Source organism: Corynebacterium sp. HMSC035E02 (assembly GCF_001836065.1).
In the GTDB taxonomy this organism is placed as follows: Bacteria; Actinomycetota; Actinomycetes; order Mycobacteriales; family Mycobacteriaceae; genus Corynebacterium; species Corynebacterium hiratae.
Window position 1 is genome coordinate 464 of record NZ_KV827349.1, and the last position, 21,967, is coordinate 22,430.

The following is a 21,967-nucleotide window of genomic DNA, read 5'->3' on the forward strand; positions in this document are numbered from 1 at the left end:
GGTGTCTTGTATGGCTTTGACTTTCGGCAGGCTATCCAGGCGGTGGATAGCGCGCAGGCCGGATTTGATGTGGCCTTCGGGCAGTGACCAGGCAGCGACTAGGGATAGTGCGGTGGTGTTGATATCAGCCTGCAGGCTGGGCATAGCCCCGACCCAGGTGTCATAGGCAGCTCGTCGTGCTGTGGCGCGGGCTATGGCGTGTGGGTTATTCGGGTTAGTAGTCGAGAAGAAGAAGGTTGGTGGGCGTGTGGCAGTGGTCATGGGTATCTCCCCCGAGATAAACATGTGTTAGAAGAAATGTTCTAACCATGATTCTAGTGTCACGCACCCAGTATGGCCATAGCCTACGGTGAATTCATGTCAAGTCATTACTATAAACGGGGGTAGCCACCCCACGTTAGCCAGCACGTTCGACGCAAAAATGTTGGAGCCTTTGCCCGCGCGAGGACGTAAAACGCCCCTCCAGCCGTCAAGGACAGCGTGAAGGGGCGTGGGAGGGGGATCTACTTGGCGTCGGAAAGCGCGTAGGCAGCGCCAGCGCTCGCGGCAGTGACGGTGAGGACTGCGGGCCAGGAGCCCATTTTCTTAGCCAGCGGGTGGGAGAGGCCAAAAGCGCCGGTGTACAGAGCTGCCAGGCCAGCGGTAGTGGCCGGGTTCGTCTTAGCCCACCAGCTGCGGCCCGCCCACACGCCAGCGGCGGCAAGCACCACGCCGCCAAGCGGGCGAATGCCAGTCTCCCGGGCGGTGAGCCAGCCGCCGATAAGTCCCAGCGTGACGGTCGCTGCCGTCGATACGTCCTGCGGTTTCTTGATATCAATCATTCCCATGCGCCTCAGTTTAGGCCGCGTGAGCGTGCGGTGGCTAGACTTCGCTGCATGAAACTCGCAGGAACGCCGCCGTCGGAGAAGCAAGGGTGGCTCGCCATGGCCGCGCTATCACTGGGCTTTTTCATGTCCTTGCTCGACCAATCGATGATTGCCGTCGCGCTTCCCGACGTCCGCCGTGAGTTCCACGCCGATGTCAACCAGGTGCTGTGGGTTTCCGCCATCTATTTGCTCGCCGTGGTCGTGCCGCTGTTGTTTACCGGCCGCCTCGGCGATATCTACGGCCAGAAGAAAATGTTCCAGCTGGGCGTCGGGCTCTTTGGCATCGGCGCGCTGTTGTGCGCGTTAGCGCCCTCGGTGGAGTTTCTTATTGCAGCAAGAGCCTTGCAAGGTTTCGGCGCGTCGATTCAAATGCCGCAGACTATGGCCGTCATCAACCGTATTTTCGCGCGGGAGCGGCGCGGCCGTGCGCTCGGCGTCTGGGGAGTGGTTGGGTCTTTGGCCACACTTGCCGGACCGCTCTTGGGAGGCTTCGTCGTCGCTGCATTTGGGTGGCAGGCTGTTTTCTGGATCCATATTCCTTTTGTTGTCGCCGCGATTGTCTTATCCGGCCTGTGGGTGCCTTCCTTGCCAACGGCGATGGGGAAGATTGACTTCGTGTCGGTGGGGGCGTCGTTTATCGCGTTAACGTGCTTCGTCTTCGCAGTGCAACAGGGCCCAGAGACTGGTTGGCCGTGGTGGATTTGGGTCCTGCTCCTTGCTGGTGTGGTGGGCATCTACCTCTTCGTGCGCTTGCAATCATCGCGGGGGAAGGCGGCGCTCGTCCCGCTCGTGCTGTTTAAGGACCGCAACTACTCCGCAGGTTCAGTGGCCATCGTGTCCATGGGCTTTATGGCGGCGTCGATGATGATTCCAATCATGATGTGGCTGCAGGTCGAGCAGGACATGTCGGCGCGCGATGCCGGAATCATCGTCACACCCATGGCGCTGGTCTCTCTGTGCGTGTCGCCCTTGGCGGGCATTCTGGCGGATAAGCTGCACCCACGACGTCTGGCGGTCGCGGGCTTCGGCATCCTGATTGCGACCTTCCTCGCACTGTGGTTCCTCATGCAGGCCGAAGTGTCGGCCTGGTGGTTGTGCTTGCCCTGCGCGGCGCTGGGAGCGGGACAGTCCTTCATCTGGGGCTCCAACGCCGCGACGACGATGCGCGATATTGACGCAGATCTCATGGGCGCGGCATCCGGCGTCTACAACACGTCCAGGCAGGTGGGGTCGGTCATCGGTGTGGCCGCTGTGTCCGCAGTCATGCAGGTAGCGGGGGCCGCGAATTCCCTCGTGGTCATCGTTGCGATGCTGGCGGTGGGGTGTGTGGCTTCCCTCTTCTTCCGCGACACCCTGCATGCGGTAGCGGAAACTGCGAGGCTATAGGGAAGCGAGTAGATTGGATGTCATGCGTCTTGCTGTACTGACATCCGGTGGTGATTGCCCCGGTCTGAATGCTGTTATCCGCGCGGTCGTTCGTACCGCATCCAACGAGTTCGGCGATACGGTCGTCGGCTACGAGGACGGCTGGGTTGGTCTGATGGAAGACCGCCGCCGTGACCTTTATGACGACGCAGAGATAGACCGCATCCTCCTGCGCGGCGGAACCATCCTTGGCACCGGCCGCCTTCACCCAGATAAATTCAAGGCTGGGTTGGACACCATCAAGGCCAACATGGCTGATGCTGAGGTCGATGCGCTCATCGCCATCGGCGGTGAGGGAACGCTCAAGGGTGCCAAGTGGCTCTCCGATAACGGTATCCCGGTCGTGGGCGTGCCAAAGACCATCGATAATGACGTCAACGCTACCGACTACACCTTCGGTTTCGACACCGCAGTATCCGTGGCGACTGACGCGATCGACCGCCTCCACACCACCGCTGAATCCCACGACCGCATCCTCATCGTCGAGGTTATGGGCCGTCACGTTGGCTGGATCGCGCTGCATGCAGGCATGGCCGGCGGTGCGCACTACACGGTGATACCTGAGGTCCCGTTCGATATCGCCGATATCACCAAGGCCATGGAGCGCCGCTTCCAGATGGGTGAGAAGTACGGCATCGTCTGCGTCGCTGAGGGCGCGCTGCCGAAGGAAGGCACCATGGACTTCGAAGAGGGCGGTGTGGACCAGTTCGGCCACCAGACCTTCAACGGAATTGGCCAGGTCATCGGTGATGAGATCAAGAAGCGCACCGGCTACGACGTGCGCACCACCGTCCTCGGCCACATCCAGCGCGGCGGTACGCCGACGGCCTATGACCGTGTGCTGGCCACTCGCTACGGCACCCATGCCGCCCGTGCTGCGCACAACGGCCAGTCCGGCATGTGTGTGGCTCTCCATGGCGAGAACATTGAACTCGTGCCTCTCGAGGACGCAGTGGGCAAGCTGAAGGTGGTTCCGGCCAAGCGTTATGCCAACGCACAGGCCCTGTTTGGCTAAACACCACCGTTAGCTCATCCATAGTTTCTAAAGGTAGCGATGACAAGCGTATTAGCTTATCTGGCTGAGCAGCCGGTCCTCTTGGTGTTTCTGCTCATAGGTGTCGGCATGGCACTCGGCGGCATCAAGACGCGGGGCATCAGCTTGGGCGCGGCGGCCGTGCTTTTTCTCGGCATCGCATTCTCGGCAGCCGCATCAGCTGCCGGGGTGGAGGCCTCCGTTCCTCCTATTTTGGGCATGTTCGGCTTAGTGCTCTTTGCCTTCGGCATTGGCAATAACTCCGGTGTGTCCTTCTTCAAGTCACTGAAGACGGCGACGGGCCCAGTGCTGTCGATGATCGGAGTCTTCATCGTCGCGGCGCTTGCCGCGTGGGGGTTGGGCACTTATGTCTTTGGGCTGTCGAATGCCACCATCGCTGGTACTTTCGCCGGTGCGGTGACGAATACCCCGGCGTTGGCGGCGGCGTCGGAAGCCACGGGCGATCCGGGCTCGGCTACAGTGGGCTACGCGGTGGCTTACCTATTCGGTGTCATCGGCATGCTCGGTGCGACGGTGCTCGTGCTTCGCGACGCCGGCAATGACGACGACACCCTGTCACCCGTCACGCGCCAGCACATGCAGATTCAACGCGAGATCTCAGTCGCGGAGATCGCCGATATTGGCAATGGGGAAGTGCAGGTAACACGCCTGCGCCGCGTGGGCAGCAACCTTATCGTCTTGCCGAAATTCTTCGATGTGCTGCACCCCGGTGACGTGGTCACGCTCGTTGGTGCCCCGGAGGACCTGGACAACATCATCGAGCGAGCCGGGCGCGAGTCCCCGCAGATCCTCAATGATGACCGCCACGAGTTGGACTTTCGCCGCATCACTATTTCCGAGCACAGCTTGGCGGGCCTGACCATCGCGGAGCTCAATAACCAGCTGGCGGATCGCTGGGGTGCGCGCATCTCGCGAGTTCGTCGCGCCGATAATGACCAGGTCGCTATCCCCGAACACATCGTGGAGCTCGGCGACCGCGTGCGCGTCGTCGGTTCCAAGAAGTCCCTGCGGGAGATTTCCACTTTTCTTGGTGATTCCTCGCAAGGCCTGACAGATATCAACCCGGTGTCTTTGGGCCTCGGCATGGCCCTCGGCGTTTTCGTGGGCCACCTCGAAATCCCGCTTCCAGGCGGCTCTTCCTTTAGCCTCGGCGCTGCCGCTGGCGTCCTCATCGTGGCGTTGATCATGGCGCGTATCGGGCGCATCGGCAATACCGTCACCGCACTGCCGCACTCGGCCAACACAATCCTCTCCGAACTCGGACTGCTGCTCTTCTTGGCCCAGGCCGGAACGAATGCGGGCGGGGAAATCGCCGGTGCCTTTACGGGTGGAGCCTGGTGGAAGATTCTCCTGCTCGGCATGATCATCACGACGCTGGTGGCGACCGGATTCGCACTCGTCATGCGCCGCTTCCTGCGCGTCGGTGCCACGAAGACCGCGGGTGCTATGGCGGGCGCGCAAACCCAGCCGGCCGTGCTCGCTTTCGTGAACAATCGGACGAACACTGACCAGCGCGTCGCCTTGGGCTATGCCATGGTGTATCCGGCGGCGATGATAGCCAAGATTCTTATTACGCACGGCATCACCTTGTTGGGTTAGGCGGTTGCGCACGGTGTCGCGCTGACATACTAAGATGGCACGCATGACTGCTGCGATGTATGACCTGATGGACTATGACGAGGTCCTTGAAAAGTTCGAACCCGTTATGGGCATGGAAGTTCACGTGGAGCTCAACACGGAGACCAAGATGTTCTCCACCTCGCCCACGAACTTCAACGCAGCCCCCAACTCCAACGTGGACCCGGTGTCCCTCGGTTTGCCAGGCGCTTTGCCGGTGGTCAACTCCAAGGGCGTGGAAGGCGCCATCAAGATCGGCCTGGCGCTGAACTGCAAGATTGCGGAATCTTCGCGTTTCGCCCGCAAGAACTACTTCTACCCGGACCAGCCGAAGAACTACCAGATCTCCCAGTACGATGAGCCGATTGCCTACGACGGCTACCTCGACGTCGTCCTCGACGACGGCACTGAGTGGCGCGTTGAGATTGAGCGCGCTCACATGGAGGAGGACACCGGCAAGCTGACCCACCTGGGTGGTGCCGATGGCCGCATTCACGGCGCAACGACCTCGCTGGTGGACTGCAACCGTGCCGGCATCCCGCTAATCGAGATTGTGACCAAGCCGATCATTGGTGCTGGCGAGCGCGCCCCCGAGGTCGCCCGCGCCTATGTTTCTGCTCTGCGTGAGCTCGTCGCGGCACTGGGCGTGTCCGATGCCCGCATGGATCAAGGCTCGATGCGCGTGGATTCCAACGTTTCGCTGCGCCCGGTGGGCCAGGAGGAGTTCGGCACCCGTACCGAAACCAAGAACATCAACTCCCTGCGCTCGGTGGAGCAGGCGGTGCGCTTTGAGATGCAGCGCCAGGCGCAGGTGCTTGTCGACGGTGGCGAGATCGTCCAGGAAACCCGCCATTACCAGGAAACGGATGGTTCGACTTCCAAGGGCCGTCCGAAGGAAACCGCCGAGGACTACCGTTACTTCAACGACCCGGACCTGCCGCCGGTGATTGTCTCCCGCGAGTGGGTCGAGGAAATCCGTCAGACCCTGCCGGAGATGCCGTGGATTCGCCGCGCCCGCATCCAGGAGGAGTGGGGCCTCAAGGACGAGGAGATGCGTGACCTGGTCAACGCCGGCGCTCTCGATCTCATTATCGAAACAGTGGAAGCCGGCACCACTCCTGACGAGGCCCGCTCCTGGTGGGTGTCCTACCTGACCGGTAAGGCCAATGAGGCTGGCGTTGAACTGAGCACTCTCGGCATTACCCCGGCGCAGGTCGCTCGCGTTGTTGAGCTGGTCAAGGAAGGCAAGCTGACCACCAAGCTGGCTCGCCAGGCGGTCGACGGCGTGCTGGCCGGTGAGGGTGACGTCGACGAGGTCGTCGCCAAGCGCGGGCTCGAGGTCGTGCGCGATGATGGCGCGATCGAGAAGGCCGTCGATGATGCCCTGGCCGCTAACCCGGACATCGTGGAGAAGTACAAGGCCGGCAACAAGAAGGTCACCGGTGCCATCGTGGGTGCGGTCATGAAGGCCACCCAGGGTAAGGCTGACCCAGGACAGGTCAACAAGCTGATTGCGAAGAAGCTCTCCTAGTCGGTATAGATTTCCATTAGGCGAGGTCAGGCGGCTGCGGGTACCGTGGTCGCCATGACTATTTCTACTAAAGCACTGCAGAAGACCGGTCCGAACGAGCCCTTCGAAGTCGTGACCATCCAGCGCCGCGAGCCGCGCGCCGATGACGTTGTCATCGACATCAAAGCAGCAGGCATCTGCCACTCGGATATCCACACCATCCGCAACGAGTGGGGCGAGGCGCACTTTCCGCTGACCGTTGGCCACGAGATCGCCGGCGTGGTCTCCGCCGTGGGGGAGGAGGTCACTAAGTTCAAGGTGGGGGACCGCGTCGGCGTGGGCTGCCTGGTGAATTCCTGCGGTGAGTGCGAGCAGTGCGAGGCAGGGATGGAGCAGAACTGCCTCAAGGGCGGTGTGGGAACCTATAACTCCACGGATGTCGATGGCACGATTACCCAAGGTGGCTACGCTGAAAAGATCGTGGTGAATCAAGACTTCGTGCTGCGCATCCCGGATTCCCTTGATTCTGACGTGGCAGCACCCCTTCTCTGCGCTGGCATCACTACGTACTCTCCGCTGGCCCGCTGGGACGTCAAGGAAGGCCAGAAGGTAGCCGTCGTGGGCTTGGGCGGCCTGGGGCACATGGGCGTGCAGATTGCTGCCGCCAAGGGCGCGGATGTCACGGTCATCTCGCGCACCTCGCGCAAGGCAGAGGAGGCCAAGAAGCTGGGGGCGAGCCGTACCCTGGCCACCACCGAAGAGGAAGACTTCTTCAGGAACCACCGCGGCGAATTTGACCTCATCCTGTCCACCATCTCCGCCGAGTATGACCTCGAAGATTACCTGCGCCTCCTCAAGCCGCGCGGCATTATGTCGGTGGTCGGCCTACCGCCGGAAGCACTGCCGCTGCGCCTCAGCCGTCTGGTCGGCGGCGGCAAGGTGCTGACCGGCAACAATATTGGTGGCATCGCGGAAACCCAGGAGATGCTGGACTTCTGCGCCGAGCATGGCCTGGGCGCGGTGATCGAAAAGGTGGGCGTCGACGAGGTAGACGCGGCCTATGAGCGCGTCGTCGCGGGTGATGTGAAATTCCGTTTCGTCATCGATACCGCGACGTTTGCCGAGCACTAAGAGGTGAGCCGGCTCATGCTTGAGCGGTTGTAGGAGCAATCTCTCCACAGCCGCACACATGTTTTCCTATCAGGTTGGCGTAAGGTAGAACCTATGTAACGCCATGCTTGTGCCAAAGTATGGCGCGTTTTTATGCACTAGCCACTAAGCATAAAAAGAAGAAACTAGAAAACAGATAGGAAAACGTGTCTTATAAAAACGTCGTGGGCATCGCTTTGTCCTTCATTGGCTTGCTCGTGGGTGCGGGCTTTGCCACGGGACAGGAAGTTGTCCAGTACTTTACGTCCTTTGGTATTCCGGGCATGTGGGGAATCCTGGTAGCCGGCTTGGTCATGACCCTCGCTGGCACGGTGTTCCTTCAGCTGGGAAGCTACTTCCACGCCAGCGAACACAACCAAGTGTTCCGGAACATTACCCACCCGATCATTTCGCGCATTCTGGATGTCGCGGTGATCCTCACGCTCTTTGCGGTGGGCTTTGTCATGCTGGCTGGCGCCGGATCTAACATGCAGCAGCAGTTCGGCTGGCCGGCCTGGGTGGGTTCCCTGCTCATGCTCGTCCTGGTTCTTATCACGGGCATGTTCGACGTCGATAAGGTCTCCCAGGTCATCGGTCTCCTGACGCCGACCATCATCATTGCGGTACTCTTCGCCGGCACCTACACGCTGCTGCACATGCCGGACAACGTCGATGCGGCGATTGCCGCCTCCGAGGCGATTGAATCCCCAATCCCGCACTGGCTCATCTCCGCGCTGAACTACAACGGCCTGGCCCTCATCCTGGCGGTATCGATGTCCCTGGTGATCGGCGGCGATAACATCAGCCCGCGCGAGGCAGGCGTCGGCGGCATCGTGGGTGGCGCGGTCTACGCGGTGCTCATGGCCATCGCCGGTTTCTCGCTGCTGATGAACGCGGAGAACGTCGGCGATTCCGATATCCCGATGCTGACCTTGGTGGATAACGTCCACCCGACGCTTGGCGTCATCATGGCCATCATCATTTACCTGATGATCTTCAACACGGCCATCGGTATGTTCTACGCGCTGGGCAAGCGTTTGTCTTCTGGTAAGGAATCGAAGTACCGCATCATCTTCATCGCCGGCTGCCTTGCTGGCTTCGCCGTCTCCTTCGCCGGCTTCAAGGCACTGATGCAGTACGTCTACCCGGTCTTGGGCTACATGGGCATTGTGCTCGTGGCCATCCTGGTGATTGGGTGGCTGCGTTCCCTGGGCAAGATTAAGGACGAGGGCCTGCGCCGTGAGCGTATCCGCGCCCTGCTGCACCTCAAGCTGCACCCCGACACAGAGTACGACGCGGCGCGTTACGACGATGAAATCGGCCAGCAGATCGCCGACTCCAACATGGACGATGAAGCCCTCTTCGAGGATCTCGTCTCCGATGTGGTGGAGGAGCTGGACTCGGATGAAGAGCTCGACTTCGACAAGGAAAAGTGGGAGGAAAACCGCAACGACCACTCCTACTACACCGAACGCGAGGCTGTGGAGCAAGATCGCACCGACGAAGAAATCAAGGCCTGGGTCGAGGAAACCGGCGCGGTGGGAGACCCCGCCGAAGACGAAGAGATCCCTGAAGAATCAAAGAAGAACTAGAGAAGCAGGAGCTTCGCCGTCAGCGCAAGCATGACGCAGCCGATGACGATGTTGACTACGCGCCACGTCGTCGGCTTGGCCAGCACGTGGGAGAGCTTGTAGGCACCAAAGCCGAGGGAGGGGAACCATACGGCGCTGGCCAGAATCGCACCGCCGGCGAAGACCCAGCGCTGGTCGCCGTACTGGTTGGCAATGGAGCCCAGCATGACCAGCGCGTCGACGTAGGCCAAGGGATTGAGCCATGTGAGCGCCAACGCGCCGAGGACCGGCTTGACCCAGGAATTCGAGCGCACGCGGGGGCGAATTTTAGTGAGCACGGAGTTTCCCGGTGCTCCCGAGCTGCCCGAGTTCTCTTCAACGACCTGCGCCACTGGTGCGGTTTCCTCAATGACCAGTGATTCCTGTTGCTTCTTAAACGCATCGCGGAAGCACGTGAACCCAAAGTAGATGAGGTAAGCCGCGCCCAAGTACTTGACCACGATGAGCGCGGTGGGGAAGCGTTCGACGAGGACGCCGACGCCGGCGGTGCCGCCGGTAATCAGGATGACGTCGGAAAGCAAGCATGCCAACAGGATGGGCCCGACATGATCGCGTTTAATACCCATCTTGATGATGTAAGCATTCTGCGGTCCGATGGCGATGATGAGGGACAAACCCAGCGCAAATCCTGCGAGCAAAACTGACATGGCTTCTAGTCTGCGTATAACGCCATATGAAGTCCAGTTAAATCTTCTACAGCTGGTTTAAAATAGCTTCATGAACCCGCTCCATACTGAAACTCTGCTGGCCATCATCGATGAAGGCTCCTTCGAGGGCGCTGCGGCTGTGTTGGGAATCACTCCTTCGGCCGTCAGTCAACGCATCAAGGCGTTGGAAGTATCGACTGGTCGAATCCTGCTGCGCCGCGGCACTCCCGTCACCGTGACCGAGGCAGGGGAGATCGTCGCCCAAGCCGCGCGGCGCATGGCTCTGGTCCAAGCCGAGGCGGATGCGCGGCTCACCGAGCGCCTCTCCCGCGTGCCGTTGACTGTTGCCATCAACTCGGATTCCCTGGCCACGTGGTTCAGACCTGTAATCCAGCGCACCGCCGAGCGCGGTGAGGCTGCGCTGCGCATTCGCATCGAGGATGAGGCCCGCACTCTCGCGATGTTGCGCCGGGGTGATGTGCTGGGCGCGGTCACGCGCGAGCAAACCCCGGTCTCCGGCTGTGAATCCACGTACCTCGGCACCATGCGCTACTTTGCCGTCGCCGCGCCCGCTCTGGCGGAGGGCTTCGAGGATTGGGAGACCCTGCCCATCGTGGGCTTCGGGCCGAACGACGCCACCTTGGACGACGCCATGCGTGAGCGCTTCATCGACTCCCATGTCCTGCGCGCGCGGGTATCCCAGATTCCCTCTTCGGAGTCCTACGTAGAGGCCGTGCGCTACGGCCTGGGCTGGGGTCTGGTGGCGAGGCTGCAGGCCCAGCCCCTGCTGGAGACGGGAGAGCTGGTGCTTCTCGACGACTTCCCGCTCGACATTGACCTCTATTGGCAACGCTGGCGGCTGGAGTCGGAAGTGCTCGCGGACCTCACGGCAGATGTCTTAGACGCAGGCCGTGCGGTTTTAGCTACGCGCCGCGCCGATAAAGATGCACCATAAGGGCGCTGTGCTGCCTTAAGTTGGAGGCATGAGCGATAAAACTCCTGATAAAGCCACCGACTTTGATGACGATATCCCGACCTACACGGGGAAAGACTCCGTGAAGGACAGCACGCCTGAGGCAGAAGCTGCCGATAAGCCGAAGAAGAGTAGCCTCTTCCAACGCCCCGGCCGCGCCGAGCCGCAGGTGATTAAGCCGAAGAAGGCTGAGGAGCCTGCTGTTGAGGCAGAGCCTGAAGCCAAAACCGAAACCTTTGAGAGCGCCACCCGCGAGTCCTTGTCTTTCGACAGCGCTGCAGCTGAAACCGAGACCACTGCCTTCCCGCGCGCGGAGGCCATGGCCGAGCCTGATACGCAGACAACCGCTATGCCGGTATCGGCAACCGCAACCGAGTCCGCAGCAACTGAGACCTACGAGGAAGTACCAAGCACGGTTGCCGTTGCCGATCCCGCCGTGGACTCCGAGCCTGCAGCCGTGGAGGAGAAGCCGGAGCCAGCACGCCGCGGCACCATCGACTTCGGTCTGCTCTTCGTGCGCTTGGCGCTCAGCGTTTACCTGCTCGTGGCGGGTGCCTCGACCTTCTTCAAGCTCGGCGGCAACGAGGGCCTGTCGGGTCTGGAGAACGAGTTCGGCGAGTACACCATGGCAGCGGCACTTGCCATCGGCGTGCCGACCGTCCAGCTTATCGCCGGTGCCTTCCTGCTGCTGGGACTGGTGACGCCGCTGGCGGCCATGTTCGGTCTTATCGTCACTGGCTTCTCTGCTATCCACGGCCTCAACGCCTCGGGTGCTGGGTTGGATGTCTTTGCCTGGAATGAGAGCGTCTGGCTGGGCCTGGTGCTCTTCGTTATCGCGGTGGCCCTGCAGTTCACCGGTCCGGGCTTCATCTCCCTGGACTTTAACCGCTCGTGGACTCGCCGCCCATTGGCAACGTCCTGGATTTTCGTCGTCATTGGCGTGGCCGCGCTCGTTGCCATCTGGTGGTTTGGCGCGGGCGTTAACCCGCTGAACTAGGCGCTGTTAGCACGTTTCTACGCTCCCAGCCTGCAGCTATATACAAACTCTTGTTATTTTCCGTTGCGTAAAGTAAGTTGCTTTCCGTAATGGAAAACAATGACTTTGGTGCCGCAGGAGGGGAGCTTTAGTTTTGTCCAATCAGGATGTTCGGGACGCACTCGCATTTGAGGAACAACAACGGCTGGCCGCGGCCAAACGGCCACCCGTTTGGCTAAGTCTGCTCGCAGCGGCGGCGTACGGCGCGTGGTTTGCCTACATGTGGATCAAGGATGACGTCCATCCTCTCGTTCCTGTTGGTGGACTGCTTCTTCTACTCGCGCTCTTGGTGAGTCTTGCCGTCTTTTACCGCACGGGGGTGAGGGATTCAATGCGCCAGAAGGTTGATCCGTACGCCTCTAGGAATGTGACCTGGCGCTTCTACGCAGGATTGGGATTTATGATTCTGCCGGCGCTCTTCAACCCTTTCGTTGAAGGACACGTTATTGCCTCGTGCATCGCAGGTGTGCTGTGCGCCTTGGCGGTCTTGTGGACACTACATACTGGTGCGCTGGATCGGAGGCCGCGATGAGTGAACTTGACCCGGTAATCCACCCGCTCAATCGCTTTAAGATTTGCGCCACACTTAATGCCTTCGGAGCCACGCAGGGCGGGGAGGTAAACCGAGAGATGAAGTTCGCCATGTTGCGCGCTCGCACGGAGCTTTCCGATGCCTCCCTGTCTAAGCAGCTCGGAGCTCTGGAAAAAGCCGGCTACGTGACTCGCTTCCGCGAGTACGGCACCAGCCGTGCGAAGGACTCGGTGTGGGTCGCATTGACTGAGCAAGGCAAGATTGCCTTCGACGGCCACTTGGCAGCACTCAAGGAATTAGCTGAGGGTTGAGTTGGGTGCATAGTACGGCCTCGCTGAGGTGCCCTTGTTGCCAAAGTTTTCCCGCCCGCCGCAGGCGGTTTCAAGTGGTGGATGCATCACTTGAATAGTTCTTGGATTCTCTCTTCTGGTGTGTACCAGTTGAGGACTTCTCTGGGGCGCCCGTTGAGTAGGTCTTGAATGTGTTGAACGCCTTTTGAAGCGTCAGGGTACTAAAGTCGCTTCCTTTGGGTAGGAAGTCTCGGACTAGCCCGTTGGTGTTTTCGTTGGTAGGACGCTGCCAGGGTGAGTGTGGATCGCAGAAGTAGACTGCGAGCCCACGTTCGATGCTCAGCCTGTCTACTTGGGCTAGTTCCACACCTTGGTCCCAGGTCAGTGTTCCCAGGTCAGTGTTTTGGTGTTGTTGCGTATTTTTCCGGTAAACATCTCGATTAACTTATCGACAGTCGTGGCGGAATCATGCACATCAAGCAGCGAGCCCATACGACTACTTGTTCAAGCCGGTTAGAGTCCAAGCACTACCCGGATTATCCAGAGAAAAACTGAGAGCAACTGTCGTTGACTCCATGATTAAAGAAGGCGGACTTGATGGAGAACACAGATCGAGAGCCTGTCGAGAGAACCTCACCCATTGTTCGCTGTCGCCCTTTCCTCTAAGAAAGAGGAAGTTTGCCTCTTCGGTGAAGCCGTGTTCTGGAACAGGGGGATCATCAACCACAAGTGTTTCTTTGACTGTTTGATACGGAGTGTATGGGCACACGAGCGAAAACTCAGTCCACTCTGGTCCGTAGAGTTCCTCCAGTGTGATGGACTCAGTAACGGGGATTGCATGTCCCGATCGTTCTAGGGACGCGAGATGAGAAGCCAATGGGTCATTAAAACTACAAGAGGAGAGTGATAGGGAGACAATACTAGTGAACCCTATCCGTGCCATCATGCGTCTCATTAACATAACCTCCTTCTCGTGCCTATCCTAGGAAAGTGTAGATAGCAGTCCAATCCTTGCCCAGAGGGCGCACTGGTTCAGAGCAGCAGCTTCGTCGCCACTACTTGCGAAAGCAGATCCAAGAAATCGACCTTGGGCATTGTTATACAGGTCCATGCGGGTCTGATCCGCTGGCCCTTGAGCGACAGTTTCGTGGTTAGTAGCAATGCGTTCAGCTGCATCTGCACCGATTCTCATCGTCATCAGGGCATTCCACGAGCAGTGCCGAAAAGCATCGCCCTTTCCATTGCGGAGTGATGTGGCGCCAGGAAACCGGTTCTGCGCTTCCGTACTCGCGGTTGTGGCTGCCTGATTGGCGATGCCGCATGATACTACATCGACCAGCGCGATGCAGGACAGCATTTCAAGGCCCTGGATATATATCCGGTAGGGGTCCGACTGGGTGGTCGCAAAAGGCGCTACCTGAGGATTGATGTCAGTGACCCTGGCACGTTCAACTGCAGCAATGATTGCGCGTTGTTCATTAGCTGACAGGGATGCGAAGTAACCGTACGGGTCGGCGGACTCGTTCATCACCTTGATCTCGTCTTGAACATTCATGATGTCCTCATCTGTGACATCACTGGTGTCTACGCGAATTTCAGCGTCTAAGTCAATTGTTGATGCGGGCAAGGGGGTAAGATTCCCCAGGTTTTGGGCAGCAGCACTTGGTGGAATGATTAAACCAAATGCGAGAACTGCTGCTGTAGATAAAGCCATGATGAATCTTGTGGCGCGATTGCGCATAAGAACTCCTGTAAATTTCGTGAAAACGATTATCCGTGACGAGGGAAACACGCATATTAGGTGCTCCTTACCCAGAGTAACAGATAATTCCTATTAGGAAACTAACAGTTGTAAAATCACCCCTAATTAGGTGTATATCCCCTGCCAATTTATCGATCACAGCTCCACACAGAAGTAACGAAGTACTACTAGTAACGCTCGTAGATTGAAGTGCCCCGAGTTTTGTTCCTAGGGGGGGCAGGGCTCAGCAGCCAAGGGGAAGGTGACCACTTCGTGTTCAACTCCTCGATGACAAAGGCCCGCAACTGCGGGTTGGTATCGAGTTTACGGGGTTTAGGCCTGGCTAAACGGTCTACAGCCCGCTTTTGCGCCACGAGGGCATCGTAGCCATGCTCAGTCATCCCCCGGGCGATTTCCCTGCTAATCGTCGACTGATTCCGGCCAAGGTGGGCTGCAATCTCACGGTGAGTAAGACCCTGATCAAGCAGATAGGCTATCGCTATTCGGTCATGGCGGATAAGACGCTTTCCGCGTCCTACCTTCGATTCGGATTCAGTGGGATGATCATTGAGTACCCAACGCCCATACATGCGATTATGGTGCCACGTTTTCACCGTGGCAGTGCAGCGATCAACAACCTGGCCGGCCTGTTTATAGCTTTTGCCAGCATCCACAAGTTTCAAAGCTTGGGCAATGCGATCCCGCTCGTGTTGTATGGCTCCACCGCGACTGGTATTGGCGAGTTCGATACCGTCTTGCGCAAGGTATCGGTAAGCGGTCTGTGGGAAACCTGTCTCTTTCAGTGCACTATGCGCAGACCGACCGCTTTCTACAATAGCAATGATCTTTTGGTATTGATCTTTGTACTTATCCTCATTCAGGCTCCGACGGCGCTTGCCACGGCTAAGGCCCTCAGCCTGGCGCCACACCTTCGCCGTAGCCTTCGAGCCCCCCCAACTCCTTGAGGATCACCGACATCGGACGCGCATCATGCAGATACGCCTGCACATACCGCTCACGTAGCTTTCTATCGCCTAACATCTACACAACCTCCTAGCTGTATAGATGCATTCACCACCTGAGCCCGCCGCAGGCGCGGCGAACAACTTTGGCAGAACAGGCAGTTTTGCGTTTCGGGGCTTAGTTGGTTTGGGCCGCAGCGAGCTCAGTATGTGGCTTGTCGGATTGAGTGCCTCGAGCCTTGAGGCAGATGGCGTAGAGAATCCAGCTGAGTAGTGCCAGCCACACGAAGTCATCGACCAAGAACTTCTGGTACAGCGGCATCGCGTGGACATCGATGCTGTCACCAAACCACCACTTCGGCGGAACGGTCAGCAGCATGCCCACCCAAGCGGCGAGTACAGCCAGCAGGCTGCCGGCGACCCAGGTGGAATTGCGCCAGGACCAGGCGCGGTAGACCAGAACCGGCACGATGAGCGACAGCCACACCCAGTGGTGCGACCACGAAACAGGCGAGATGAGCAGCATGATGGTGGCGGTGGTGAGGTGGGCATCGACAAGCAGGCTTCGCCGCATTTGCGCCAGGATGAGGGCTGAGCCAAGGCCGATGATCGCGAGCGCCGCGAGAAGCCACAGCGCATTGATGAGCATGCCGTGGTTGTCCATCGCCTCCTGGGATGTGAAGAGACGCTGGATGACGCCCTTGAGCGAGGAGTTGGACTGATAGTTCGTAGCTACGCCGAAATCCGCGCCCGAGCCCATATCGAGAAGCTTCGAGGTGAAGAACTCGACGAAGGCTTCCCAGCGGTAGGCCGCGGCCAGCAAGGTGGCCACAACGGCGGAGGCGAAGGCCGTGAGGATCGGCTTCCATTCGCGGCGCAGCAGGAAGTAGAGCAGCATGGCCAAGGGGGTGATCTTGATGGCCGCCGCGAGTCCTATCAGCCAGCCTTGCGGAAGCTTGCGCTTGCGCGGGACCAGATCGAAGATGACCAGCGCCATGATGACGATGTTGATCTGTGCAAAACCGTTGTTGAGGCGGATGGGTTCAAAGAACATGGCCGCGGCCCACGCGATCGCCACGGTGGGCCACAGGTGCGGCACCTTGAGCGCGCGGAAGATCGCGTAGAGGCAGGCAAAGACGAGGGCGTCCGAGAGGACGATCATGATATCGCCCGCGAGGGCGTCACTCATCCAATCAAAGGCAGTCAGCGGCACCATGACCAGCGCCCCGAAGGGCGGGTAGATAAAGGGGAGCGCCAAATCCCCGGCGTACATGGGCTCCGAGTAGACCGAGCGGCCCTCCATGAAGGCGCGCACGCCCTCTCGGTAAATGATCATGTCCACCGGGAAGTCCGTGTGGAGGACGTGGCGGATGACGCCCACCAGGCCAATGATGAGCCCGGCGGCGGTCAGGAGTGTGCGCCTTGCGGCGTTAGTGGCGAAATTCATCGCCCCATACTCTAATTGACGTAGCCATCCACCACGCGCACCGCACCACGGTCAGCGGACGTGGCCATGTTGGCGTAGGCGCGCAGAGCCTTGGTGACCGGGCGGTTGCGGTCCTTCGGCGTCCAGGGCTTCTCGCGCTGCTCCTCGGTGGCGCGTCGGCGTTCCAAGACCTCTTCGTCCACGTCGAGGGAGAGCTGGCGCTCGCGAATGTTGATCGTGATGGGGTCACCGTTTTCGACCAGTCCAATGAGGCCGCCGTGGGCTGCCTCAGGGGAGATATGACCGATGGAGAGGCCGGAGGTGCCGCCAGAGAAGCGGCCATCCGTAATCAAGGCGCAGGCCTTGCCCAAACCGGAACCCTTGAGGAAGGAGGTTGGGTGCAGCATCTCCTGCATGCCGGGACCGCCGGCTGGTCCCTCGTAGCGAATGACGATGACATCGCCGGGCTGGACTTCCTTCTTGAGAATGATGGAAACAGCCTCTTCCTGGGACTCCACCACGCGGGCGGGACCAGTAAAGGTCCAGAGTTCTTCCTCCACGCCAGCAGCCTTGACGATGGCCCCGTTGGGAGCGAGGTTGCCGCGCAGGACGACCAGGCCACCGTCGGAGGAGAAGGCATGCTCGGCGTCGTGGATGCAGCCATTGGCAGCGTCGGTGTCGAGCTCATCCCATCGGTTGGATTGGCTGAATGGCTCGGTGGTGCGTACACCGCCGGGTGCGGCGTGGAAAAGTTCGAGAGCGGCCTCCGTGGCCTTGCCGCCGCGGATATCCCAATCATCAAGCCATTCCTCGGCGTTGTCGTAGAGCGCGGTGTGGACCTTGAGGTTCAAGTGGCCCGCGCGGCGCAACTCGCCCAAGATAGCGGGGACGCCCCCGGCGCGGTGCACGTCCTCGATGTGGTAAGTGCCGTTGGGGGCCACCTTGGACAGGCAAGGTACGCGGTAGGAGATCTCATTGATGTCCTCGAGGGTGAAGTCCACCTCGCCCTCCTGCGCGGCGGCCAGCGTGTGGAGGATGGTGTTGGTGGAACCACCCATAGCCATGTCCAGAGCCATGGCATTGCTGAAGGCTTCCTTGGTGGCAATCGAGCGCGGGAGAACGGCGTCGTCTTCTTCGCCGTAGTAGCGTCGGCACAAGTCCACGATGGCGCGGCCGGCTTGTTCAAAGAGATCACGGCGGGCGCTGTGGGTAGCCAGCGTGGTGCCATTGCCCGGAAGGGCCAAGCCGAGTGCCTCGGTGAGGCAGTTCATGGAGTTGGCGGTGAACATGCCGGAGCAGGAACCACAGGTGGGGCAGGCGGATTCCTCCACGCGGGTCAAGCCCTCATCGGAGACGGCATCGCTGGCCGACGCTGTAATGGCCGTAATCAGATCCGTCGGTGCGTGTGCCACGCCGTCAACGACAACGGCCTTGCCGGCTTCCATCGGGCCACCGGAGACGAAGATGGTGGGAATGTTGAGGCGCAGCGCGGCATTCAACATGCCCGGAGTGATCTTGTCGCAGTTCGAGATGCACACCAGGGCGTCGGCAGTGTGGGCATTGACCATGTACTCGATGGAATCGGAGATGATCTCCCGCGACGGCAGAGAGTAGAGCATGCCGCTGTGGCCCATGGCGATGCCATCGTCAACAGCAATGGTGTTGAACTCCTTCGGCACGCCGCCGGCCTCGCGCACGGCGTCGGCCACGATGTCGCCGACGTTCTTGAGGTGGACGTGGCCGGGGACGAACTGGGTAAAGGAATTGGCAATGGCGACAATTGGTTTGCCAAAGTCGCTCTCCTTGGAGCCGGTAGCGCGCCACAGTGCGCGGGCACCAGATGCCTGGCGGCCAACGGTGGTGACTTTGGAGCGGAGAGGGTACATGGTTAATCCTTCAGTTCGGGGTGTTTCTTGAGGTACTCGGCGTATTCCTCCTTGGTAAGGAGGATTTGTTGGCCATCGCGGTGGACGATGACGACCTTGTCATCGGCGGCTTCGCGGCCAGCGGTCAGGGCGTCGGGGATGCGGCCGTTGGAAGCGGCGGCAAGGCGGGGGAGAGAGTTAAAAGTCACGCCCGGCAGGTTGAGGTTATCGCCGCTGGTGGTGCGAGCGTAGGCCTTCGAGCGCTGGAATCCGATGCCTTTAAAGTCCTTCCACGCGATGTCCTTGGGGCCGCGGAAGCCATAAGTGATGTGGATGCCTTTCGCGTCCACGGTGGTGTGGGCCCGCAGGACCCACCAGATGGCCAACACCGGGAAGATGAGGATCCAGAAGAGGTATTTCGGGGCCCAGCCAATGCTGAGAAAAGCGATGGCGGCGAGGATGCCGATGCCGAGGAGGTGTTCGCGGGTGGGCTTGAACGTTTCGGCCGTGGGGTGTTCGGCGCGAGAAGATGCGTTCTGCGGGTGTGAGGACGTCATAGTGGGTCATCGTAATTGACAGCGTGGCGCGGTGGCGAACCGCCCCACCTGTGCAATCTCGCAAAATGAGAAAAAGATCCCAAAAATGGGGGTAAATGCCTGCGGTGGCGTTTCTATCAGTGTACAGTTTAGCCCATGATCATTATTCGACTTCACCTCGTAGTAGTACCCGGGCGGCGCGAGCCGTAGCGAGTCCACTAGTGACGTCGACCAGCAAGCGCCCCCGTTACCTTCACACCCAGGAAGGACAGCGGGGGCGTTATTAGTTGGATGATCTCTCCGATATCCATCCCCACTGAAGGAGCACAACAACCGTGACAGCTTCCACTCCGCCACAGCGGGCGCCCGAGCGCATCACGGGCGCACACGCCATTGTCCGTACCCTCGAAGATTTGGGCACCGAGCTTGTCTTCGGCATTCCGGGCGGCGCCGTGCTTCCGCTGTACGACGCCCTCTTTGAATCCACGAAGCTGCGCCACGTGCTCACCCGCCACGAGCAGGGGGCCGGCCACGCCGCCGAAGGTTATGCCCAGGCATCCGGAAAGGTAGGCGTCATGATTGCCACCTCCGGTCCGGGTGCTACCAACCTGGTGACCCCGCTGGCGGACGCCAACCTGGACTCCGTGCCGGTCGTGGCCATCACCGGTCAGGTGGGCAGCTCCTTGCTGGGCACCGACGCCTTCCAGGAGGCCGATATCCGCGGTGTGACCATGCCGATTACGAAGCACAACTTCATCGTCACCAAGGCAGAGGACATCCCGGGAGCTATTGCTGCCGCGTTCCACCTGGCGTCCACCGGACGGCCGGGCCCGGTCCTCGTGGATATCCCGAAGGATGTCCAGAACGCCCTGATGGAGTACTCCGGCCCAGTCATGCCGGACCTGCCGGGGTATAAGCCCACCACGACCCCGCACCCGCGCCAGATCACGCAGGCTGTTCGGCGCATTGCTCGCGCGGAACGCCCAGTGCTCTATGTTGGCGGCGGCGTCATTAAGGCGGAGGCTTCCCGCGAGCTGCGCGAGTTTGCTGAGCTGACCGGCATCCCGGTGGTGACCACCCTCATGGCGCTCGGCGCCTTCCCGGATAACCACCCGCAGCACATGGGCATGCCCGGCATGCACGGCACGGTGCCGGCGGTGGCGGCGCTGCAGCGCGCGGATCTTATCATCGCCGTGGGCGCGCGCTTCGATGACCGCGTGACCGGTGATACCGATACCTTTGCTCCGCACGCCGAGGTCATCCACGCCGACATCGACCCGGCCGAGATCGGCAAGATCCGTGAGGTAGCTGTTCCCATCGTGGGTGATGCCCGCGAGGTGCTTCTGCGCCTGACCAAGGCTTATGCCAATGACGCGGAGTTGGACGCCCCGAACCTCGGTGACTGGATGGAGTACCTGGGAGATTTGCAGCGCCGCTACCCGCGCGGTTTCGAGCCGACGTCGGACGGGCTGCTCAATCCGCAGGAGGTCATCCAGCAGCTCAGCTCCATCGTGGGGCCGGAGGCTATCTACTGCGCGGGCGTCGGCCAGCACCAGATGTGGTCGGCACAGTTCCTCGACTTCGAGCACCCGCGCAGCTGGATCAACTCCGGCGGTGCCGGCACGATGGGCTACGCCGTACCCGCAGCGCTGGGCGCTAAGGCCGCATGCCCGGAGCGTGAGGTTTGGGCGATTGACGGCGATGGCTGCTTCCAGATGACCAACCAAGAGCTCACCACCGCCGCGGTGGAGGGATTCCCCATCAAGGTGGCTGTCATTAATAACGGAAACCTGGGCATGGTGCGCCAGTGGCAGACGCTCTTCTATGAGAACAAGTACTCCCATACCAAGCTGCGTGAGCACGATGAGTACGTCCCGGACTTCGTCAAGCTCAGCGAGGCCCTGGGGTGCGAGTCCATTCGCGTCACCACGGCAGAAGAGATTGGCCCCGCGATTGAGCGCGCGCGCTCAATCAATGACCGCCCGGTGGTCATTGATTTCATCGTGGGCCAGGATGCCCAGGTGTGGCCGATGATTGGTGGCGGCGCCTCCAATGAGGAAATTCAGTACGCCCTGGGCCTGCGCCCGCTGTTTGATGAAAACGAGTCCGCGGCCGAGGATCCGGCCGACATTCACGAATCCCTCGAGGAGGCCTAAGAACAATGGCTAAAGACGACATCACCCGACACATCCTGTCCGTGCGGGTCCAGGACATTGAGGGCATCATCTCCCGCGTGACCGGTATGTTTACCCGCCGCGGCTACAACCTCATCTCGCTGGTCTCCGCGCGGACCGAAACCGAGGGGATCAACCGCCTGACCATCGTTGTGGACGCCTCCGAGGTTGTCATCGAGCAGGTGACGAAGCAGCTCAACAAGATTGTTCCGGTGCTCAAGGTGGTGGAGCTGGAGGAAGAAAACACCATTGCCCGCGCCATCATGCTGGTCAAGGTGGCCGCGGATAACTCGAACCGCCCCCAGGTGGTCGACTCGGTGAACATCTTCCGCGCCCGCATCGTGGACGTATCGCCGGAGTCCGTGGTGGTGGAGGCCACCGGTACGCCGGGCAAGCTGCAGGCGCTTCTCGACGTCCTCGAGCCCTTCGGTATCCGTGAGCTGGTGCAGTCCGGAAACGTCGCGCTGGGGCGTGGCCCGAAGGCGATGGCACCGAGCAAATAAATAATCTCACATTGTGGGCATCTTGTCCCA

General features: G+C 60.3%; 19 protein-coding genes and 2 pseudogenes. 12 read left to right on the forward strand and 9 right to left on the reverse strand.

The window, feature by feature from the left end; translation table 11 throughout:
* Nucleotides 1-261 (reverse strand): annotated as a pseudogene (locus HMPREF2635_RS12995) (HNH endonuclease); the annotation flags it as partial.
* Between the two features lie 242 nt (nt 262-503).
* Nucleotides 504-827: a hypothetical protein gene (locus HMPREF2635_RS07420; protein ID WP_049157219.1), complete on the reverse strand. Its 324-nt coding sequence runs from the start codon at nt 825-827 to the stop codon at nt 504-506.
* 48 nt (nt 828-875) lie between these two features.
* On the opposite strand from HMPREF2635_RS07420, the gene HMPREF2635_RS07425 reads away from it, so the two are divergent.
* From HMPREF2635_RS07425 to HMPREF2635_RS07450, 6 genes are all read left to right on the forward strand, one after another.
* Nucleotides 876-2,252 carry an MFS transporter gene (locus HMPREF2635_RS07425; protein WP_046648094.1) on the forward strand — a complete coding sequence of 459 codons (1,377 nt, stop codon included), beginning with the start codon at nt 876-878 and terminating at the stop codon, nt 2,250-2,252.
* 22 nt (nt 2,253-2,274) lie between these two features.
* Nucleotides 2,275-3,306 (forward strand): 6-phosphofructokinase, encoded by a 1,032-nt coding sequence (locus HMPREF2635_RS07430; protein ID WP_070511628.1) that lies wholly within the window; start codon nt 2,275-2,277, stop codon nt 3,304-3,306.
* Between the two features lie 39 nt (nt 3,307-3,345).
* Nucleotides 3,346-4,944, forward strand: coding sequence for an aspartate:alanine exchanger family transporter (locus HMPREF2635_RS07435; protein ID WP_049157216.1), 1,599 nt, complete (start codon nt 3,346-3,348; stop codon nt 4,942-4,944).
* 43 nt (nt 4,945-4,987) lie between these two features.
* Nucleotides 4,988-6,493 (forward strand): Asp-tRNA(Asn)/Glu-tRNA(Gln) amidotransferase subunit GatB, encoded by a 1,506-nt coding sequence (gene gatB / locus HMPREF2635_RS07440; protein WP_010186967.1) that lies wholly within the window; start codon nt 4,988-4,990, stop codon nt 6,491-6,493.
* Nucleotides 6,494-6,547: 54 nt separating this feature from the next.
* A complete protein-coding gene (locus tag HMPREF2635_RS07445; RefSeq protein ID WP_070821510.1) occupies nt 6,548-7,603 on the forward strand; it encodes an NAD(P)-dependent alcohol dehydrogenase in 1,056 nt (351 codons plus the stop codon).
* Between the two features lie 185 nt (nt 7,604-7,788).
* Complete coding sequence (locus HMPREF2635_RS07450) at nt 7,789-9,213, forward strand: YkvI family membrane protein (protein ID WP_070821511.1); 1,425 nt, start codon at nt 7,789-7,791, stop codon at nt 9,211-9,213.
* Here HMPREF2635_RS07450 and HMPREF2635_RS07455 read toward each other — a convergent pair.
* Nucleotides 9,210-9,899, reverse strand: a complete 690-nt coding sequence (locus HMPREF2635_RS07455; protein ID WP_049157212.1) for a LysE/ArgO family amino acid transporter — start codon at nt 9,897-9,899, stop codon at nt 9,210-9,212. The genes HMPREF2635_RS07450 and HMPREF2635_RS07455 overlap by 4 nt on opposite strands.
* 70 nt (nt 9,900-9,969) lie before the next feature.
* Here HMPREF2635_RS07455 and HMPREF2635_RS07460 point away from each other — a divergent pair, with 70 nt between their 5' ends.
* The 3 genes from HMPREF2635_RS07460 to HMPREF2635_RS07475 all read left to right on the forward strand — a co-directional run bounded on the left by HMPREF2635_RS07460 (nt 9,970) and on the right by HMPREF2635_RS07475 (nt 12,751).
* Nucleotides 9,970-10,854 carry a LysR family transcriptional regulator ArgP gene (locus HMPREF2635_RS07460; protein ID WP_049157210.1) on the forward strand — a complete coding sequence of 295 codons (885 nt, stop codon included), beginning with the start codon at nt 9,970-9,972 and terminating at the stop codon, nt 10,852-10,854.
* Nucleotides 10,855-10,882: 28 nt separating this feature from the next.
* Complete coding sequence (locus HMPREF2635_RS07465; RefSeq protein ID WP_046648099.1) at nt 10,883-11,869, forward strand: DoxX family protein; 987 nt, start codon at nt 10,883-10,885, stop codon at nt 11,867-11,869.
* 567 nt (nt 11,870-12,436) lie between these two features.
* On the forward strand, nt 12,437-12,751 hold the full coding sequence (locus HMPREF2635_RS07475) for a transcriptional regulator (RefSeq protein ID WP_049157204.1): 315 nt from the start codon (nt 12,437-12,439) through the stop codon (nt 12,749-12,751).
* Between the two features lie 86 nt (nt 12,752-12,837).
* Here the strand turns inward: HMPREF2635_RS07475 and HMPREF2635_RS13300 are convergent.
* From HMPREF2635_RS13300 to HMPREF2635_RS13825, 3 genes and pseudogenes are all read right to left on the reverse strand, one after another.
* A pseudogene (locus HMPREF2635_RS13300) lies at nt 12,838-13,118 on the reverse strand (IS30 family transposase); the annotation flags it as partial.
* A 594-nt stretch (nt 13,119-13,712) separates the two neighbouring features.
* Entirely contained in the window at nt 13,713-14,471 is a 759-nt protein-coding gene (locus HMPREF2635_RS13680) for a DUF6973 domain-containing protein (protein WP_232745259.1), read from the reverse strand.
* 188 nt (nt 14,472-14,659) lie between these two features.
* A complete protein-coding gene (locus tag HMPREF2635_RS13825; protein ID WP_371326316.1) occupies nt 14,660-14,989 on the reverse strand; it encodes a transposase in 330 nt (109 codons plus the stop codon).
* Here HMPREF2635_RS13825 and HMPREF2635_RS13685 point away from each other — a divergent pair.
* The gene (locus tag HMPREF2635_RS13685; RefSeq protein WP_070516394.1) at nt 14,936-15,436 is read left to right on the forward strand and encodes a hypothetical protein; all 501 of its coding nucleotides are present in this window, start codon (nt 14,936-14,938) and stop codon (nt 15,434-15,436) included. The two genes, HMPREF2635_RS13825 and HMPREF2635_RS13685, sit on opposite strands and share 54 nt — an antisense overlap.
* A gap of 175 nt (nt 15,437-15,611) precedes the next feature.
* Here the strand turns inward: HMPREF2635_RS13685 and HMPREF2635_RS07490 are convergent, their stop codons facing one another.
* Genes HMPREF2635_RS07490 through HMPREF2635_RS07500 form a run of 3 tightly spaced genes read right to left on the reverse strand, consistent with a single transcriptional unit; the run spans nt 15,612 to nt 19,281 of the window.
* Entirely contained in the window at nt 15,612-16,880 is a 1,269-nt protein-coding gene (locus tag HMPREF2635_RS07490) for a glycosyltransferase 87 family protein (RefSeq protein ID WP_049154359.1), read from the reverse strand.
* Nucleotides 16,881-16,891: 11 nt separating this feature from the next.
* Nucleotides 16,892-18,745, reverse strand: a complete 1,854-nt coding sequence (gene ilvD / locus HMPREF2635_RS07495; RefSeq protein WP_070754708.1) for a dihydroxy-acid dehydratase — start codon at nt 18,743-18,745, stop codon at nt 16,892-16,894.
* Nucleotides 18,746-18,747: 2 nt separating this feature from the next.
* Nucleotides 18,748-19,281 carry a PH domain-containing protein gene (locus HMPREF2635_RS07500; protein WP_046648103.1) on the reverse strand — a complete coding sequence of 178 codons (534 nt, stop codon included), beginning with the start codon at nt 19,279-19,281 and terminating at the stop codon, nt 18,748-18,750.
* Nucleotides 19,282-19,595: 314 nt separating this feature from the next.
* Between HMPREF2635_RS07500 and HMPREF2635_RS07505 the strand changes: the two genes are divergently transcribed.
* Together HMPREF2635_RS07505 and ilvN are read left to right on the forward strand one after the other, a co-directional pair.
* The gene (locus HMPREF2635_RS07505) at nt 19,596-21,416 is read left to right on the forward strand and encodes an acetolactate synthase large subunit (protein WP_070754709.1); all 1,821 of its coding nucleotides are present in this window, start codon (nt 19,596-19,598) and stop codon (nt 21,414-21,416) included.
* 5 nt (nt 21,417-21,421) lie between these two features.
* Nucleotides 21,422-21,937: an acetolactate synthase small subunit gene (gene ilvN / locus HMPREF2635_RS07510; RefSeq protein ID WP_070821514.1), complete on the forward strand. Its 516-nt coding sequence runs from the start codon at nt 21,422-21,424 to the stop codon at nt 21,935-21,937.
* Nucleotides 21,938-21,967 lie beyond the last annotated feature (30 nt).